Origin of the sequence: Thiohalomonas denitrificans (assembly GCF_900102855.1) — a bacterium.
In the GTDB taxonomy this organism is placed as follows: Bacteria; Pseudomonadota; Gammaproteobacteria; order Thiohalomonadales; family Thiohalomonadaceae; genus Thiohalomonas; species Thiohalomonas denitrificans.
This window is the reverse complement of sequence record NZ_FMWD01000010.1, coordinates 14,406-28,455: the sequence shown is the minus strand read 5'-3', so window position 1 is coordinate 28,455 and position 14,050 is coordinate 14,406. Positions and strand designations below refer to the sequence as shown.

Sequence of the window (14,050 nt, the reverse complement as noted above, 5' to 3'; positions counted from 1 at the left end):
GGACAGAGGAAACGGTTTTTACTTGGTTTTCTCGGTGCCCTCTGTGGTTTATGTCTTGTAGTGAATTGTGCAGTCTGCTGGGGTATTGTTCGTGGCTGTCAGAAGTCCAGGCCATGCTCCTTGAGGCGGACCTTGAGGGTGTTGCGTGAGATGTTGAGCGCTTCGCACATGTAGGTCTTGTTGCCGTTGAGATCTCTTGCCAGGGCAGCCAGCAGGGCAGCTTCAAAGATCTGTGCGAGTTGCGTTGCCGACCCGGTGCCCTCTTTTTCCAGATAGCGGTCTACGCACTCCTTGATGCCGGCATTGGCATTGGCCTGCTGGGCACTGTTGTAGGGCAGGGTGCTCAGTACGCCGTTGCTGGCGCTGAGGGCGGCACGAAATACGACATTCTTCAGTTCACGGATGTTGCCCGGCCAGTGGTGAATCTGTGCAGCTTTGAGCACTTCGGCATCGATGCGATGTACACGGCAGCCCAGTTCGTTGTTGGCCTGGTGGATGAACAGCTCGATCAGTGGTTTGATATCTTCTTTTCGCTCACGTACCGGCGGGATAGCGATGGTCAGTTGCGACAGGCGAAAATAGAGATCGTCGCGGAAACTGCCATTCGATACCATTTCGTCCAGGTTACGATTGGTGGCGCAGACCACCCGCACATCGGCCTGCTTCAGGTGTGTCTCACCGAGACGGTAGAAGGTTTGATCTTCGAGAAAACGCAGCAGCTTGGCCTGAAAGGGGGCTGGGATGTCGCCGATCTCATCCAGGAACAGGGTGCCTCCCTCCGCCGCCTCGATCTTGCCCGGTGTCTCGCGCGCCGCACCGGTGAATGCACCTCGGGCATATCCGAAAAGCTCTGCCTCCAACAGGGATTCGGGAATCGCGCTGCAGTTGATGGCCACCATGCGCTGCTTGGCCCGATCGGAATACTGGTGGATGGCCTTGGCAATGACTTCCTTGCCGACGCCGGTTTCACCCACTAACAGGACATTCAGGTTATTCGATGAGGCCAGGCCGGCAGTCTTGCACACCTCCAGCATGTTGGGCGAAGTGCCGATTACCGGTTGACCGTCGACCGCCAGATTGAGGCTGTTGCCATCGGTGGAAGGAAAGGAGCGATTGACTGCATCGACCAGCTGTTCCACCTCAAAGGGCTTTTGCAAGACATCGATGGCGCCATGGCGGGTGGCGGTAATGACGTTATGGGGGGTGGCATGGGCTGTGATGATGATAACCGGCTGCTCATAGCCCTGTTCACGAAGCGCGATCAGCATGTCCAGGCCCGAGGCCTTTCCGAGATTGATATCCACAATCAGCAGGTCTGCGGCCTCTACTGCCGGTTCGATACTGGCGGTTGGCTCGGTAACGGTGCTGACCAGATAGCCCTCCTGCTCCAAGGTGCGTCGCAGGGCATAGACCAGTTCGATATTGTCGTCGATTACCAGGATCCGCTGTTTCATGTTACTCACCCTGTCCCCCTGTCGTGAATTGGTGGTTCGTTGGCTCCGAGCACGGATCATGTGTGGTACAGGCTATTTCGGTACCTGTGGCGTGGGTGATGTATTTAACGTCCCTTTCCGCGGCTTGGCATCGATCAATATGGAAGCAATAAAGGCGCCAACACCCCGTGACGGGGACCGGGTGATCGGATTCCAGTGTCTCCGCGCATCCTCTCGTTACGGGGAGGTCGGATTATCGCAATATGATTCGCCAACCTGTTGATTCCAAAAGGTACAAATAGTTACGGTTAAACGGTCGAACTATTTAACAACCACTGGAGGAAGGCTATGCCGACCCGCCATGGGGATGGGCGAGGAGAGTTGCATTCCGAATGCCTCTGTGAGAGTGCAGAATTTGACAGGTGCCTGTCAAAAAATGATAACTGGCCGGCAGGCAGAGAAGCCGGGAAACTCTGGCGGATTACCGGTACTATTTCCTTTCCCAACTTTGCAACCAGAACTCAGGAAACATGATAAAAACAACCGTTACCACCATGCTGCTGCTCTCGGTAGCTGGAACGACGTATGCTGATTCTTTCGATATCAACCTCCATGATGATGCCGTTCAGATGGTTTACGGCACACCGGTTGGAGATGAGGCTCGGGGAATGGATGGGGAGCTCGGCGTTCTCTATACCGATGACTCGGGCAATTCGGATCTGCTGGCGCATGCAGGCTTCCTGGTCTCCGGCCAGAGCCGGAACGGGCATCAGACGTTTCGGATCGGCCTTGGCTCGCGACTGATCCTGGCCGATATGGATTCCCACCAGGCCGGGGCCTTTGCATTCGGCGGTCGGATGCGCTTTTCCCCGATGGAGCGAGTCGGGCTCGGTGGTGATATCTGGTATGCGCCCGATATTACCACCTTCATGGATGGTGACCGGATGCACGAGTACAGCCTGCGTGTCGACTATCAGCTACTTCCCCATGCGTTTGTCTATGCCGGTTATCGCCATGTAGAAATTGAACTGGAAGACGCTTCCGAATACGAGCTGGACAGCCATTCCCATCTTGGCATGCAGCTCTTTTTCTGACGGCAATCGGAACCGTTGGGTCGCGCAGGAGGAGGGCGACAGCGAAGGCCGGTCTTAGTCCATGCGGAAAATAGCGGGGCTCCCTTCGGGCCGGCTCACAAGCTCTCCTCGGCTGGCTTGTCGGTTTGAATTGGCTACGATCGCTCCTGCGCTTGGCCGGAGCGCTTGTGAGACCGGCTGAGTGCGCTATTTCCCGCATGGACCACCAGCGCTTCCTAACCAGTTTCAGGTGTACGATTTCGAGAGGGTCTTCACGGTGGAAATGGAGAGAAATGTGGTCTACTGCGTGCGCTGCAGCCGTTCGGCTTCAGCGCTGACCTATTGATAACAGGGAAATCTCCATGACCATTCACCTCCAGCTCCTTCCTGTTCTGGCGCTCGTCGCCGGCATCGTCAGTCTGATCGTCCCGCGCCTGTTCCGATTTGTGGTTGCGGCCTACCTTATTGCCGTCGGGCTGATTGGGCTCATCCGCTGAAGGGTTGCAGGGCCGCTTTGGTCAGCCGAATAACCACGGGGTACACGAGGCGCACGGGGGAGAAAAAATCCGAACAACTGGTCTTACCCCGTGTACCCCGTGGTTACCAGTTCACCGTGTCCGAGGTGGTTTCTGCTATTTTTATGGCAGTCAGGGACAAAACAACGGACGGTTTGCAGGGGATGGCAAATGGATTACGTCGCGCGGTTGGTCGGGTTGGTTTTGCTGCTGTGGATGACGGTAGTACCCGCGGCCAATGATTCAGGTGAGGCGCTTTATCTTCAGCATTGCGCGGTGTGTCACCAGCCTGACGGCAAGGGCATTCCGGGGATCGTTCCACCTGTTGCGGGCCACCAGCGGGTCACCAGCGACGACCCGGAGGAGATCCAGGTCTATTTAAGTCGGGTTATTTTCGGCTATCACGGTGGTCTGATCGTCGACCACCAGGTGTATTCGGGCAGAATGCCGCCCATCGGCTATATAGGGCGTGTCAATGACAGCGAATTGCTCGATTTGATCAACTACACACGTACCGCGTGGGATAATGACGCCCGGCCGGTAACCTTCAAGGAGCTTGCCACGGCGCGGCAGAAGGGGGAAGCGGAACGCTAAGTCTGCCTACTGAGGCAGCCGGACCACGATGCGTGCTCCGCCGTGGCTGGAGTGCTCAATGGCCACCGTTCCCTCGTAGGCCGTAACAATGTCACGCACCATCGGCAGGCCGATGCCGTGTCCGGGTGTGGCTTCGTCGAGGCGTACGCCACGGGCCAGCACCTGTTCGGCTCGCTCTGCCTCGATGCCGGGGCCATCATCCTCTACGGTGATGGTGAACCGGCTATCGTGATCTCCACCTTCCACCCGTAGCCAGATCTTTCTTCCGGCCCACTTCCAGGCGTTATCCAGCAGGTTTCCCAACAGCTCCATCAGATCGCCTTCGTCACCTCGGAAGCGACAGTCGCCATCAAGCTGCTTCTCTACCTCGACGGTTTTGTCGCGATAGACCTTCTGCAGCGTGGCCAGCAGCCGTTCGGCCAGCGGCGCCACGTCGACGGGCGTGGCCAGCGCCGAGCGTCCGGCGGTGGAGGCCCGCTGCAGCTGGTACTGCACGATGTTGTCCATGGTGGCGATTTGTTCGTCGATAACGGGTGAACGCTCGCTTCCGCCCAGACCGCGCAGTACCGCCAGTGGCGTTTTCAGGCTGTGGGCGAGATCGGCCAGGGCATTCTTGTGTCGCAGCTGCTGTGCCCGCTCGTGGTGCAGCAGGGCGTTGATGTTGTCGGTGAGGCGGCGGATCTCCTTCGGATAATCACGCTGCAGGCTTTGCTGCTTCCCCGATTCGATGGCCCGTACCTCCCCGGCGACGGTACGCAGTGGCCGTAGCCCCCAGACCAGCGCACCGGCCAGCGCCAGCAACAGCAAAAAGGCCATAGCCCCCAGCCAGCCCCATAGGCTGTGGCGGTAGCGTGTCATCTGCTGGTGAAAGGCGTCGGGGGCTTCCATCACCCTGAAGGTCAAGGGAATGCTGCCTGCTTCGCTCTCCCATTCGATGTCCAGCGTGGCGAGGAAATACTCCTCCTCACCGGGTGGCCAATGGGTGAACCGGTCGGATTCCAGCGCCGTGGTGGAGCGGGTGGGTAGTTCCAGGCCCAGGGCGGAAACGGACTGCCACAGTACCTCTCCCTTCGTCCGTTCGATCCGGGCGTAAAGCCCCGAACCGGGCAGGTTGAGGCGCGGCTCACCCAACTGCGCAGGCATCTGCAGCTCTCCTTCGCTGTTCACCTCGGTGGCGGCCATGATCAGATAAAGTTGTGCGAAGAGCCGTTCATGCATCGCTGAACGGGCACTGTCCTCGAACGCACGCTCCAGCGCCACGGCAGTGGCGGCGATAAAGATCGCCAGCACCATCGCCGCACTCAGGCTCACTCGGGTCGAGAGGGAGATCACGTCGGTTCCAGATTGAAGCGGTAACCGCGTCCACGCAGGGTTTCGATGGGTCTGGTGCTATTCTCCGGATCGATTTTGCGTCGCAGCCGACCGATCAATACCTCTATTACATTGCTGTCGCGGTCATCGTCGTGGGGGTAGAGGTAGTCGGCCAGTTCGGCCTTGGCGATCACCTTTCCGGGATGGCGTGCCAGATACTCCAGCAGGCGGTATTCATAGGCCGTCAGCTCCACCGGTGTGCCATTGAGGCTGACACTCTGTCCGCTGGTATCCAGCCGCAGCGGACCAAAACTCCGCTCATCCCGGCCGGTGCCGGTGGCGCGGCGCAGCAGCGCCTTCACCCGTGCCAGCAGCTCTTCCATGTGGAATGGTTTGACCAGATAGTCGTCCGCCCCGGACTCAAGGCCGGTGACCTTCTCCTCCCACTTGCCCCGGGCGGTAAGGATAAGGATGGGCATGTCGTAGCCCCGGGCGCGCAGGGCCCGAATGATGTCCAGCCCCGGCATGCCGGGCAGGCCCAGGTCCACCACCGCGAGGTCCACCGGGTACTCGCTGGCAAGAAACAGTCCCTCCTTGCCGTCGCCGCTGGTATCCACGGCATGGCCGCCGGCCTCCAGATGCTGGCGGATCTGCTCTAGCAGTGTGGTCTCATCCTCGATCAGCAGGATGCGCATGCCGGCTTTACCTCCCGTTGGCCTCGATACGGACGATGCGCACTTTTTGATCCTGGGTCAGCACCTTGATTCGGTGGACCTTGCGGCCTTTCTCTCGCACCGTTTCGGCGGATAGAATGCGCCCGCCGGTCTCCCTGCGTACCTGTGCTGCCGCCTGTTTGAGGGTCATGCCCGAGGCCTGGGCTACCGTGACACGGTTTGATCCATACCCCTCGGGCGCCGCCAGGAGGGCCTGCGCGCCGAGGGCCAGGCACAGAAGCATTGCGGCGGTAAATCGTTTCATCGCAGGTATACCGGGTTTAACCACGGAAATGAGAATACAGCTAGTGGCCCGACCTTTTCCAACGTGGGTTCACTCCTGTGAAGAGTGGCCGGAAGTCACGCTTCCGGCCACTGTGTTTAGGGCACAACGAAATCCGCGTTGGATTATTAGATGTGTTAGATGTCCCTTTATAACCGGAAGTCGTAGTCAATGTGTACCCGCACGCCATCCTCTCGGTGGCGATGGTGGTCGCGATGCTGTCTCACCGGACGGTAGCCGCGGCGATCATGACGCTGTTTGTGGTGTCCCCGCTTGTGACCGTATCCACGGTGCCGCTTCACCGGGCGGTAGTCCCGGCGATTGTGGCCGTGGCGGTGCTGGTCTCTGTAATCGCGTTTGTTGTGTTTGGAACGGTGTTTGGAATTGTGGTGCGATGTCACCTTGCGGCGCTCCCAGTGGCCGCGATCCAGATCACCGTGACGCCCGGCGATCTTGAACACCTTGGCCGGCCGCTCATTGCCGAACTCGTGGGCCGAAGCGGTGGCGGGCAGGGCCAGTGTGGTGCCGAGAATGACACCCAGGGCAAGGGTGGAAATCCAGGTTCTTTTTTTCATGGTCAGTCTCCTTCTCAGGCTGGGACGGTGTTGTCCCCATTTCCTGTCAGAACAAAAACGTTCGTTGTTCTTTCCAGGTTGAGGCTCAGGTTATGCCGGGGACCCTGAACGGCAGCTGAACGAAAAACATGGAGGGGTATAGATGGGTTACAGTAAAAGGGACTTCTGTTGAAAACCCGGGGGCCTGCGGTTTCCCGAAACATTGAACAGGGTTCACCATCAGGGGTAATCGCAGGAGGCGAGTGGGGCCGGCCGGCGCATTTGGTTGAGCCCTCATGCGATGGCTGGTGCGCTCTGAAAATCCATCGGTTTTATGGCACGAAGGCGGCGCGTCAAGAATGCGCCCTACGCGTTGTGGGTTTCGTAGGGTGCATTCTTTAAATGCACCATTTCTCCGAAGCAGAGGCAAGAAAAATGACCTCCGATAACCAGGAACCCACCCCGGTCAAAACGATTTCCACATGGAAGATCATCGGCCTGGTCCTTCTTACCGTGCTGCTCTCGGTGGGCGTTACCCTGTGGCTGATCTTTGTCGTACTCTTCCCCGGCGAATTCAAGCCGGTCACCCTTGATCAGCAAGAGGAGCGGGTCCTGGAGCAGAAGCTGCAACGTCTTGACCCCGCCAGGGGCAGCGCGCGCGAGGGCCGCTCCCCGCCCAGCCCCGAACCCTATTCGGAGGAGGGCGCCAGCCGCGAGATTGCCCTGACAGAAAAGGAGCTGAATGCCTTGCTGGCCAGAAACACGGATTTGGCCCACCGTCTCGCCATCGATCTGTCCGACGATCTCGCCAGCGCCGAGTTGCTGGTGCCGCTGGATCCGGACTTCCCCATCCTTGGCGGGAGAACCCTCAGGGTCACGGCAGGGATGGAGATGCGTTACGCCCAGGGCCGCCCGGTAATTATCCTGAGGGGTGTCAGTCTCTGGGGTGTGCCCGTGCCCAATGCTTGGCTCGGCAACCTGAAAAACATCGACCTGGTACAGGAATTCGGCACCAGCCCGGGATTCTGGCAGTCCTTTGCGGATGGTGTGGAGGAGATCGAGGTGGTGGAGGGGAAGCTTCACATCGAGCTGAAGGAGTAGCCGGGGTGCGGCGACGGTGTAGGTAATCAGTCAGGCGTGTTGAGTCGGCGTGACCACTCTTCGACTACTCCGCTGGAAAGACGCTTTGCTGCCAGTGTCCGCCAGCCGGGAGCGAGTGCTTCCAATCCGGCCAGGGCGGACAGGGCTTCACCATTGAGGCAATCGTGATAGAGCGTGTGCAGTACCCGCCCGAGTGTCCAGTCCGGGTGTGGACGCTCGATGCACTCGAGGGTGTCATCCGGTCCTGTCTCTCCCTCCTCGAGGACGCGGTAGTACCATCCGGTGCGCCCACTATCCTGGACACGCCTCGCCATGTCGGGCAGGCCGAAACGGATATTGAGTTTCCAGCAGGGTTGCCGGGCTTGCGAGGCCTGAATAGTGGCACTGCCCAGGCGAAAGATATCACCCACGCAGACGTTCTCCTCGTGCAATCCCAGAGTGGAGAGATTCTCGCCGAATCCACCCACTTCCATTCGCGGTGTCAGTTCGGGAAGCTTCGCCCGCCAGCTGGCGTAGTGTTCGGCGGGGTAGTGGTGCAGGGCTTTGTCCGGTCCACCATGATGGCGCCGGTCTGCCTGTTCATCTCCCACCAGTCCGAGACGGGTAACCCGTATCCGGGCAGCAAAGGGCTGCTTGCGGATGGCACTTGGCTCACTTCCCGGACCGAACGGCTCCGCGCGGCCCCTGCGTAAGCCGAGCAGGCGAACGGTTGGAAGCACAAGATCCTTGCTTACCATTCGATCTGATCGAGCCAGTCCGACAGCAGTTTGCGACCGGCCGCACGCAGCCCCTCGCCGTGAACCTGACTGGCCTCGCGCAAGGTCGGTACATCGATGTCCGCTGTGGTGAGCTCGCTGGTGTGCCCGATCAGCCACTGTTCGATGCGGCGGCTGTCGGCTTCAGCGTGAAACTGCAGGGCGAGGACATTGCTGCCGTAGGAAAACGCCTGGTTGGGATAGAGCTCGGTGCCTGCCAGCAGCTGTGCACCTGTCGGGCAATCGAAAGTATCGCCATGCCAGTGCAGCACCGGTTGTGTCTCGATTGCCGCCAGGCAGGAGTGTTTGCCCGCTTCCGTCAGTCGTACACTCCCCCAGCCGATCTCCTTGCTGCCGCCGGGATAGACCCGTCCCCCCAGCGCACGAACGATGAGCTGTGCACCGAGGCAGATTCCAAGGGTCGGACGCCCCGCAGCGAGGCGCTTCTCCAGCAGGCTGAGTTCCTGTTTCAGGAAGGGGTAGCGGTCGGTCTCGTAAACACCGATGGGGCCACCCAGTACCACAGCCAGATCGGCCTCTTCCAAAGGGGCCAGGTCATCGACTCCTGCATCGATGGTGGAAGGGATGAGCCCGCGGGTCCTAAAGACGTCCGCAAAGACGCCCAGATCCTCGAAGGCCATGTGGCGGACAACGGTCACCTGTGGCGGTGCAGAAGAGGTGTTCATTCCGGCGTTCTCCATGTGCATGTGTACGAATGACATCCTACAGGACATAGTGTGTTGGGTTCCTCTCGAACCCCAGGAACCGTACCGCCAATGCCTGCTTGTGCAAACGGCAGTGACCCGACTTTTTATCCGGAAAATTGTCACTGGGTCTCATTTTTTCTCATTTTTGTTGTTAGTGACCTAAGGGGCCGGGGATAATATGGGAGCAGACGTTTTTTCCGGAGAAGGATGAAAGGCCTGCTTCCGTGCTTCTTGTGAAGCCATTTTGTTATCTCTGCGCTGACAAGCCGCTGTATTCCCGTGAAGCGGCGGGGCCTGGGTTTTTTGGAGGAATCTCGATATGTACAAAGTGACACTGCTTGCTGTGTCCCTGCTTGCCGCAGCCGGTTCGGTCGATGCGGCGGATTTGGATCAGTTACAGGAACTGGGCCAGGATGAGTTCCGGAAAGTGTCGGAAGACCTGGGTTCGGCGCTGAGCTACAAGGCGCTGACTCCGGCCGAGCCCATGGGTACGACCGGTTTCGATATCGGGATGGAGGTGACCGCCACCAGGCTGGAGAGTCCGGAGACTTTCGAGCTGGCGATGAGCGGTGATGACAACTTCGATACCCTGCCGATTGCCAAGCTGCATGCCCACAAGGGGCTCCCCTTCGGTATCGATGTGGGTGCCTCCTATGCCACGGTGCCGAGTACTAATATTAAACTGCTGGGGGCCGAAATTCGTTACGCCCTTCTCGAGGGCGGTATCGCCACCCCCGCTGTGGCCGTGCGCGCTACCTATTCCACCTTGCAGGGCGTCGACCAGCTCGATCTGAACACCAGGGGTCTGGAGTTGACGGTCTCCAAGGGTCTTACGATGGCGACTCCCTATGCGGGAATCGGCCAGGTGTGGGTGACCAGCACCCCCGAAAATGTTACCGGTGCTGAATCGGTCAGGCTTGAGGAAGAGGATTTTAGCCAGAGCAAGGCTTTTGTCGGAATGAACTTCAACCTGGGTCTGATGAATTTTCTGGTTGAGGCCGACAAGACCGGCGATGCCACCACTTACGGTGCGAAGCTGGGCTTTCGCTTCTGAACTGAATCTACTGGATGTTGGCAAAAGCGGAACGGCGGGTTATCCCGCCGTTTTCGCGTCCGGGTAGCTGTGACCATGACTCGGCCCCCCGCAGTTATCTGTTCATTTCGCTGTTGACGGGCTAAAGCCCGACCTATTGAGCCACAACGAAGAGCTATCGATACCACCGCTGTGCTGGATTGAAACGAGCTATGGGCGGGTCATACTACCCAAGGCGGGACTTTCGACGTTCGCACAACCCGCTTATTGGTGAATCTGTCGGCAAGCCATAGTCCGGCAGCCGAGCTATTCGGCCAAATGGCTCGACTGCCGTGCGGCCCGCGCCTATGGCTTCAGGTGGACATAGCCCTGTTGCTGAAGATGAGCCACTTCGGCAACACCGGAGGGAACCACCTCGATGACCTCTTCAAGCATCGAGTAGTCGCCCTCGTCCAGATTGCGGGCGCTCAGGGTGTTGGCACAAACGCGAAACTCAACACCCCGTTTGGCCAATTCCAGAACACCCATTTCGAAGGTGTTTCCTTTCTGGTCCTGGGCATTGTCCAGGAGGAAGTTGATCCCCCCGCTGTGAGTGACTACGACGATGTCGGTGCGGTCATCGCCGGTGGCATCCAGATGGTTGCCGATATTACGCAGGGCGGCATTGGCTCTCGCGAAGTCGTTGACGTGATAGACCACTCTTTGCTCACCGTAGCGTTCGGCGGCGGCGGGGCCGGCGAGGGTGATGAGGGCAGCGGCGATAAGCCCCGTGCTCAGTATCTTCATGGGTATTGCTCCTTTGGTGGCGAGCCGTTCTGGTGACGGCCTCAGGCAGGGAGATGCCGCTGCCATGGAATTTATTCCCCGGTTCGTGCATCTTTCCCGCAAGCCCATGCCAAACGGGGCTGTGACGAGGCGCCCCAAGCGTCCGCAAAGGAGGAGAAACAGCAAGATGAGCGTGTTCGACTGGTTCTGCGGGGCCAGGCAGACGCAGCACCAGCTGGCGGAGAGCCGAAAGCGGCTCTACCGCATGGCGCTGGCCTGGACCGGGGACCCCGCGCTCGCCGATGACCTGGCCCAGGAAACCCTGACCAGGGCGTTGCAGAAAGCGCACCAGGTCCGGGATCCGGACCGCTTCAACGGGTGGCTGTTCGCCGTACTGCACAGCTGCTGGCGCGAACATTTGCGCCGCCGGCGACCCGAGCAGCTGGATGAGGAGGAGAAGCACCGCCTTCCTGCGGGGGACCTGGGTCCTGCGCAGTTGCGAAACAGCGGCCAGATCACTGCGCTGGTGCGTGCGGCCGTGGCTGAACTGCCTGACGGTCAGCGCCAGGTGGTGTCGCTGGTGGACCTGGAAGGACTGAGCTATGCGGAAGTGGCCGGTATGCTGTCTGTCCCGGTGGGCACGGTGATGAGTCGACTCTGTCGTGCCCGTCGCGCCCTGCAATCCCGACTTTTAAACCTGCACCAGGAGACGATGGAATCCGCCCGTCTACGGAGTGTGAAATGAAGAGCCTGAGCGAACTCGACGAGATCCGCATCAATGCCCTGCTGGACGGGGAGTTGGACGGCGATGAGCGCGCCGCCTTGCTGGAACGGCTGGAAAACGAGCCCGGGTTGCGTGTCGCGCACTCGCGTCTGGCGATCACCCGCGACCTGGTCGCCCACGCCTGGGACGACGCCGAGCCACCCTCGAGGGAGAAGTACCCGCCCCAAAGGCGGCGCCGCCGATTTACAGTAGCCGCGGCCATGATTCTGCTGGCGGTGGGCTTTTTTGCCGGTCGAATCATCGGCCCCGAACCGGTGGTGGGTGTTCCGTCCTCGGCCGGAACCGGCCAGGGCCAGTCTGACCAGGTGATTGTTCATATCATGGATGCCGATCCGGCGCGCCAGCGCGCTGCGCTGGACCGGGTGGAAACTCTGCTGGCGGAGGGCTATCAGCGGGTGGAGCTGGTGGCCCACTCCGAGGCCCTGGACCTGCTGCGATCCGACCGCTCCGCTGATGCCGGCCGTGTGCGTGAACTCATCGGTGCGCATCCCGATCTGCGGCTGTTTGCTTGCGGTAATACCATCGCCCGTCTCGAACGGCAGGGAGAGCGGGTCCAACTGATAGAGGGGACAGTGCGTGCTTCTTCTGCGGTGGATCATATCGTCGATCGACTACAGAATGGCTGGCACTACATCAAGGCATAGGCATCTCGGACCTTAATCCAGCATGAGAGGAGGTCCGACAGGCGCGAGATAAATTCGCTTAATAGATGCCGAATCGCCGGAGGCCCCTTTTCAGGGCCGCTCCCAGGTGAACGCACTCACCCGGTTCAAAGTATTCGGTTGCCCTGGCAGCGGGTTAACGATCCGTCACGCCGGCGCGTTATCATTGCGGCATCTGCTGCCGCAGACATATTTTCAGAACAATCGGGGTGGGGTGTGCGTTCAGCGACGTTTGGTAGGGGGACTGTCAATCTTCTCGATCTGGTGATCTCGATATCCACTGCCATCGATTTGGTGGCGCCCGAAGTCGGGGGGCACCAGAAGCGGGTGGCCTACATGGCGCTGGGGATGGCGCAGGAGCTGGGTTGGTCCGCGGAGAAGCGCCAACAAGTGGTGATGGCAGGTCTTCTGCATGATATCGGCGCATTGTCGCGGACCGAGCGCCATGAACTGCTGTGCTTCGAAGATGGAGGCTCTGACATCCATCGCCACGGTAAAATAGGCTACCTTCTGTTACGGAAATTCCGCCATTTTTTCGAGGTGGCCGATATTGTTCGTCATCACCATATGCCCTGGCAAAATGGTGCCAATGCGCACCTGTCCGAGGCTACACACCTGCTGCACCTGGCCGACCGATTGGATACATTGGTGTTGCGTGATCAGCCTGTGCTCTCACAGGTCGAGCGGATATCCCGGACCGTGTCCTGTCACGGCGGCAGTACCTTCCATCCCGAGCATGTGGAGGCCTTCATGGAACTGGGCCAGCGGGAGTACTTCTGGCTGGACGTGGCTTCCCCCTCCATTGATCAGTTGTTAAGGCGTTCCACGCAGAATTTCATCATTGAGCTGGACTGGGACGATCTGCAGGATTTCGCGGAGTTGCTGGCGCATGTGATCGATTTCCGGAGCCGCTTCACGGCTACCCATTCCAGCGGCGTGGCGGCGGTCTCGGCGATGCTGGCGGATATGGTCGGCTTCAGCGCCGAAGAACGTGAAAAAATCAAAGTGGCCGGCTATCTGCATGACATTGGTAAACTGGCCATTTCCTCGGAAATCCTCGAGAAACCGGGTCGGCTCAGCCAGGCTGAGTTTCAGGTCATCAAGTCTCACGCCTATTACACTTACCACGTCCTGGAGTCGATCCAGGGATTGGAGGAGGTGGCGCAGTGGGCGGCGTTTCATCACGAACGGCTCGACGGCAGCGGTTATCCGGGTCGACGGCAGGGGCACCGAATCCCGCTGGGGGCCCGCATTGTCGCCGTGGCCGACATGTTCACGGCCCTTTCGGAGCGGCGACCCTACCGCGGTGCGGCCTGTCGTAAGGAGTTGGCGTCGCTAATGGAGGAGAAGGCCGCTCGCCACGTGATCGACAGAGCCGTGGTTGGCAAACTGCTCGAGCGATTCAAGGAGGTGGATCGTCACCGTGCCCGTGCACAAGCAGTGGCTGCGGAAGAGTATGACGCCTTCTTGTCCAACCTCCATGAGGGATTGATATCAGCCAGGTGATCCGACGCAGCAGCAGGCGAAGGTGACTATCGGTCATGCGGATCGCGGTGGTGAGGCACTGGACGCCATCAGCAGCGCGGTGGCATGCATCATCGCGATGAATATCCATATCGCTCATGCGGCCGAACAACAGAGTGAAGTCGCTTCGGAGTGATCGTGATTTGCTCAATATTCACCGGGGTAGACAATGAATCGGCAGACAGGGCGGAGCAGACCGCCCGGGTAAGTCGGTTGCTTACTGAATTGGTCGCCGACCTCGGC

Annotated in this window: 17 protein-coding genes; 9 read left to right on the top strand and 8 right to left on the bottom strand. The window is 59.6% G+C overall.

All coding sequences use genetic code 11. From position 1 onward, the window contains the following. Positions 1-98 precede the first annotated feature (98 nt). Positions 99-1,454 (bottom strand): sigma-54-dependent transcriptional regulator, encoded by a 1,356-nt coding sequence (locus tag BLP65_RS14140; RefSeq protein WP_175452594.1) that lies wholly within the window; start codon positions 1,452-1,454, stop codon positions 99-101. Between the two features lie 509 nt (positions 1,455-1,963). On the opposite strand from BLP65_RS14140, the gene BLP65_RS14135 reads away from it, so the two are divergent. From BLP65_RS14135 to BLP65_RS14125, 3 genes are all read left to right on the top strand, one after another. After that, positions 1,964-2,527 carry a YfaZ family outer membrane protein gene (locus tag BLP65_RS14135; RefSeq protein WP_092998515.1) on the top strand — a complete coding sequence of 188 codons (564 nt, stop codon included), beginning with the start codon at positions 1,964-1,966 and terminating at the stop codon, positions 2,525-2,527. Positions 2,528-2,868: 341 nt separating this feature from the next. Next, complete coding sequence (locus BLP65_RS14130) at positions 2,869-3,003, top strand: DUF3096 domain-containing protein (RefSeq protein WP_092998513.1); 135 nt, start codon at positions 2,869-2,871, stop codon at positions 3,001-3,003. A 189-nt stretch (positions 3,004-3,192) separates the two neighbouring features. Then, on the top strand, positions 3,193-3,615 hold the full coding sequence (locus BLP65_RS14125; protein ID WP_092998511.1) for a c-type cytochrome: 423 nt from the start codon (positions 3,193-3,195) through the stop codon (positions 3,613-3,615). A 6-nt stretch (positions 3,616-3,621) separates the two neighbouring features. On the opposite strand, the gene BLP65_RS14120 is transcribed toward BLP65_RS14125, so the two are convergent. From BLP65_RS14120 to BLP65_RS14105, 4 genes are all read right to left on the bottom strand, one after another. After that, the gene (locus BLP65_RS14120; RefSeq protein ID WP_175452593.1) at positions 3,622-4,947 is read right to left on the bottom strand and encodes an ATP-binding protein; all 1,326 of its coding nucleotides are present in this window, start codon (positions 4,945-4,947) and stop codon (positions 3,622-3,624) included. Beyond that, positions 4,944-5,621, bottom strand: coding sequence for a response regulator transcription factor (locus tag BLP65_RS14115; RefSeq protein ID WP_092998509.1), 678 nt, complete (start codon positions 5,619-5,621; stop codon positions 4,944-4,946). Before BLP65_RS14115 ends, BLP65_RS14120 begins: the two co-directional genes overlap by 4 nt. Before the next feature lie 7 nt (positions 5,622-5,628). Beyond that, the gene (locus tag BLP65_RS14110; protein WP_092998507.1) at positions 5,629-5,904 is read right to left on the bottom strand and encodes a PepSY domain-containing protein; all 276 of its coding nucleotides are present in this window, start codon (positions 5,902-5,904) and stop codon (positions 5,629-5,631) included. A gap of 167 nt (positions 5,905-6,071) precedes the next feature. Beyond that, on the bottom strand, positions 6,072-6,497 hold the full coding sequence (locus tag BLP65_RS14105) for a hypothetical protein (RefSeq protein WP_092998505.1): 426 nt from the start codon (positions 6,495-6,497) through the stop codon (positions 6,072-6,074). Positions 6,498-6,911: 414 nt separating this feature from the next. On the opposite strand from BLP65_RS14105, the gene BLP65_RS14100 reads away from it, so the two are divergent. Beyond that, the gene (locus BLP65_RS14100) at positions 6,912-7,577 is read left to right on the top strand and encodes an arginine N-succinyltransferase (RefSeq protein WP_092998608.1); all 666 of its coding nucleotides are present in this window, start codon (positions 6,912-6,914) and stop codon (positions 7,575-7,577) included. 26 nt (positions 7,578-7,603) lie between these two features. Here the strand turns inward: BLP65_RS14100 and BLP65_RS14095 are convergent, their stop codons facing one another. Together BLP65_RS14095 and BLP65_RS14090 are read right to left on the bottom strand one after the other, a co-directional pair. Further along, entirely contained in the window at positions 7,604-8,296 is a 693-nt protein-coding gene (locus BLP65_RS14095; protein ID WP_217632008.1) for an MOSC domain-containing protein, read from the bottom strand. A gap of 11 nt (positions 8,297-8,307) precedes the next feature. Then, on the bottom strand, positions 8,308-9,018 hold the full coding sequence (locus tag BLP65_RS14090) for a glutamine amidotransferase (RefSeq protein WP_092998606.1): 711 nt from the start codon (positions 9,016-9,018) through the stop codon (positions 8,308-8,310). A 340-nt stretch (positions 9,019-9,358) separates the two neighbouring features. Between BLP65_RS14090 and BLP65_RS14085 the strand changes: the two genes are divergently transcribed. Continuing rightward, positions 9,359-10,093 (top strand): hypothetical protein, encoded by a 735-nt coding sequence (locus tag BLP65_RS14085; protein ID WP_092998501.1) that lies wholly within the window; start codon positions 9,359-9,361, stop codon positions 10,091-10,093. Positions 10,094-10,417: 324 nt separating this feature from the next. Here BLP65_RS14085 and BLP65_RS14080 read toward each other — a convergent pair whose 3' ends face one another. Further along, a complete protein-coding gene (locus BLP65_RS14080; RefSeq protein ID WP_092998499.1) occupies positions 10,418-10,858 on the bottom strand; it encodes a DsrE family protein in 441 nt (146 codons plus the stop codon). Between the two features lie 166 nt (positions 10,859-11,024). Between BLP65_RS14080 and BLP65_RS14075 the strand changes: the two genes are divergently transcribed. The 4 genes from BLP65_RS14075 to BLP65_RS17315 all read left to right on the top strand — a co-directional run bounded on the left by BLP65_RS14075 (position 11,025) and on the right by BLP65_RS17315 (position 13,943). Next, positions 11,025-11,582, top strand: coding sequence for an RNA polymerase sigma factor (locus tag BLP65_RS14075; protein ID WP_092998497.1), 558 nt, complete (start codon positions 11,025-11,027; stop codon positions 11,580-11,582). Beyond that, positions 11,579-12,265: a hypothetical protein gene (locus BLP65_RS14070; protein WP_092998495.1), complete on the top strand. Its 687-nt coding sequence runs from the start codon at positions 11,579-11,581 to the stop codon at positions 12,263-12,265. The genes BLP65_RS14075 and BLP65_RS14070 overlap by 4 nt, the downstream gene beginning before the upstream one ends. 234 nt (positions 12,266-12,499) lie before the next feature. Continuing rightward, entirely contained in the window at positions 12,500-13,789 is a 1,290-nt protein-coding gene (locus tag BLP65_RS14065) for an HD domain-containing phosphohydrolase (RefSeq protein WP_139181518.1), read from the top strand. A 22-nt stretch (positions 13,790-13,811) separates the two neighbouring features. Further along, positions 13,812-13,943 carry a hypothetical protein gene (locus BLP65_RS17315; protein ID WP_281180230.1) on the top strand — a complete coding sequence of 44 codons (132 nt, stop codon included), beginning with the start codon at positions 13,812-13,814 and terminating at the stop codon, positions 13,941-13,943. Positions 13,944-14,050: the final 107 nt, after the last annotated feature.

What these genes read in the sequence shown, in the direction of transcription:
- BLP65_RS14085 (WP_092998501.1), top strand. Translation starts at nt 9,359, where the DNA reads ATGTACAAAGTGACACTGCTTGCTGTGTCCCTGCTTGCCGCAGCCGGT.
- BLP65_RS14125 (WP_092998511.1), top strand. Translation starts at nt 3,193, where the DNA reads ATGGATTACGTCGCGCGGTTGGTCGGGTTGGTTTTGCTGCTGTGGATG.
- BLP65_RS14080 (WP_092998499.1), bottom strand. Translation starts at nt 10,858, where the DNA reads ATGAAGATACTGAGCACGGGGCTTATCGCCGCTGCCCTCATCACCCTC.
- BLP65_RS14075 (WP_092998497.1), top strand. Translation starts at nt 11,025, where the DNA reads ATGAGCGTGTTCGACTGGTTCTGCGGGGCCAGGCAGACGCAGCACCAG.
- BLP65_RS14140 (WP_175452594.1), bottom strand. Translation starts at nt 1,454, where the DNA reads ATGAAACAGCGGATCCTGGTAATCGACGACAATATCGAACTGGTCTAT.
- BLP65_RS14110 (WP_092998507.1), bottom strand. Translation starts at nt 5,904, where the DNA reads ATGAAACGATTTACCGCCGCAATGCTTCTGTGCCTGGCCCTCGGCGCG.
- BLP65_RS14090 (WP_092998606.1), bottom strand. Translation starts at nt 9,018, where the DNA reads ATGAACACCTCTTCTGCACCGCCACAGGTGACCGTTGTCCGCCACATG.
- BLP65_RS14070 (WP_092998495.1), top strand. Translation starts at nt 11,579, where the DNA reads ATGAAGAGCCTGAGCGAACTCGACGAGATCCGCATCAATGCCCTGCTG.
- BLP65_RS14100 (WP_092998608.1), top strand. Translation starts at nt 6,912, where the DNA reads ATGACCTCCGATAACCAGGAACCCACCCCGGTCAAAACGATTTCCACA.
- BLP65_RS14130 (WP_092998513.1), top strand. Translation starts at nt 2,869, where the DNA reads ATGACCATTCACCTCCAGCTCCTTCCTGTTCTGGCGCTCGTCGCCGGC.
- BLP65_RS14115 (WP_092998509.1), bottom strand. Translation starts at nt 5,621, where the DNA reads ATGCGCATCCTGCTGATCGAGGATGAGACCACACTGCTAGAGCAGATC.
- BLP65_RS14105 (WP_092998505.1), bottom strand. Translation starts at nt 6,497, where the DNA reads ATGAAAAAAAGAACCTGGATTTCCACCCTTGCCCTGGGTGTCATTCTC.
- BLP65_RS14135 (WP_092998515.1), top strand. Translation starts at nt 1,964, where the DNA reads ATGATAAAAACAACCGTTACCACCATGCTGCTGCTCTCGGTAGCTGGA.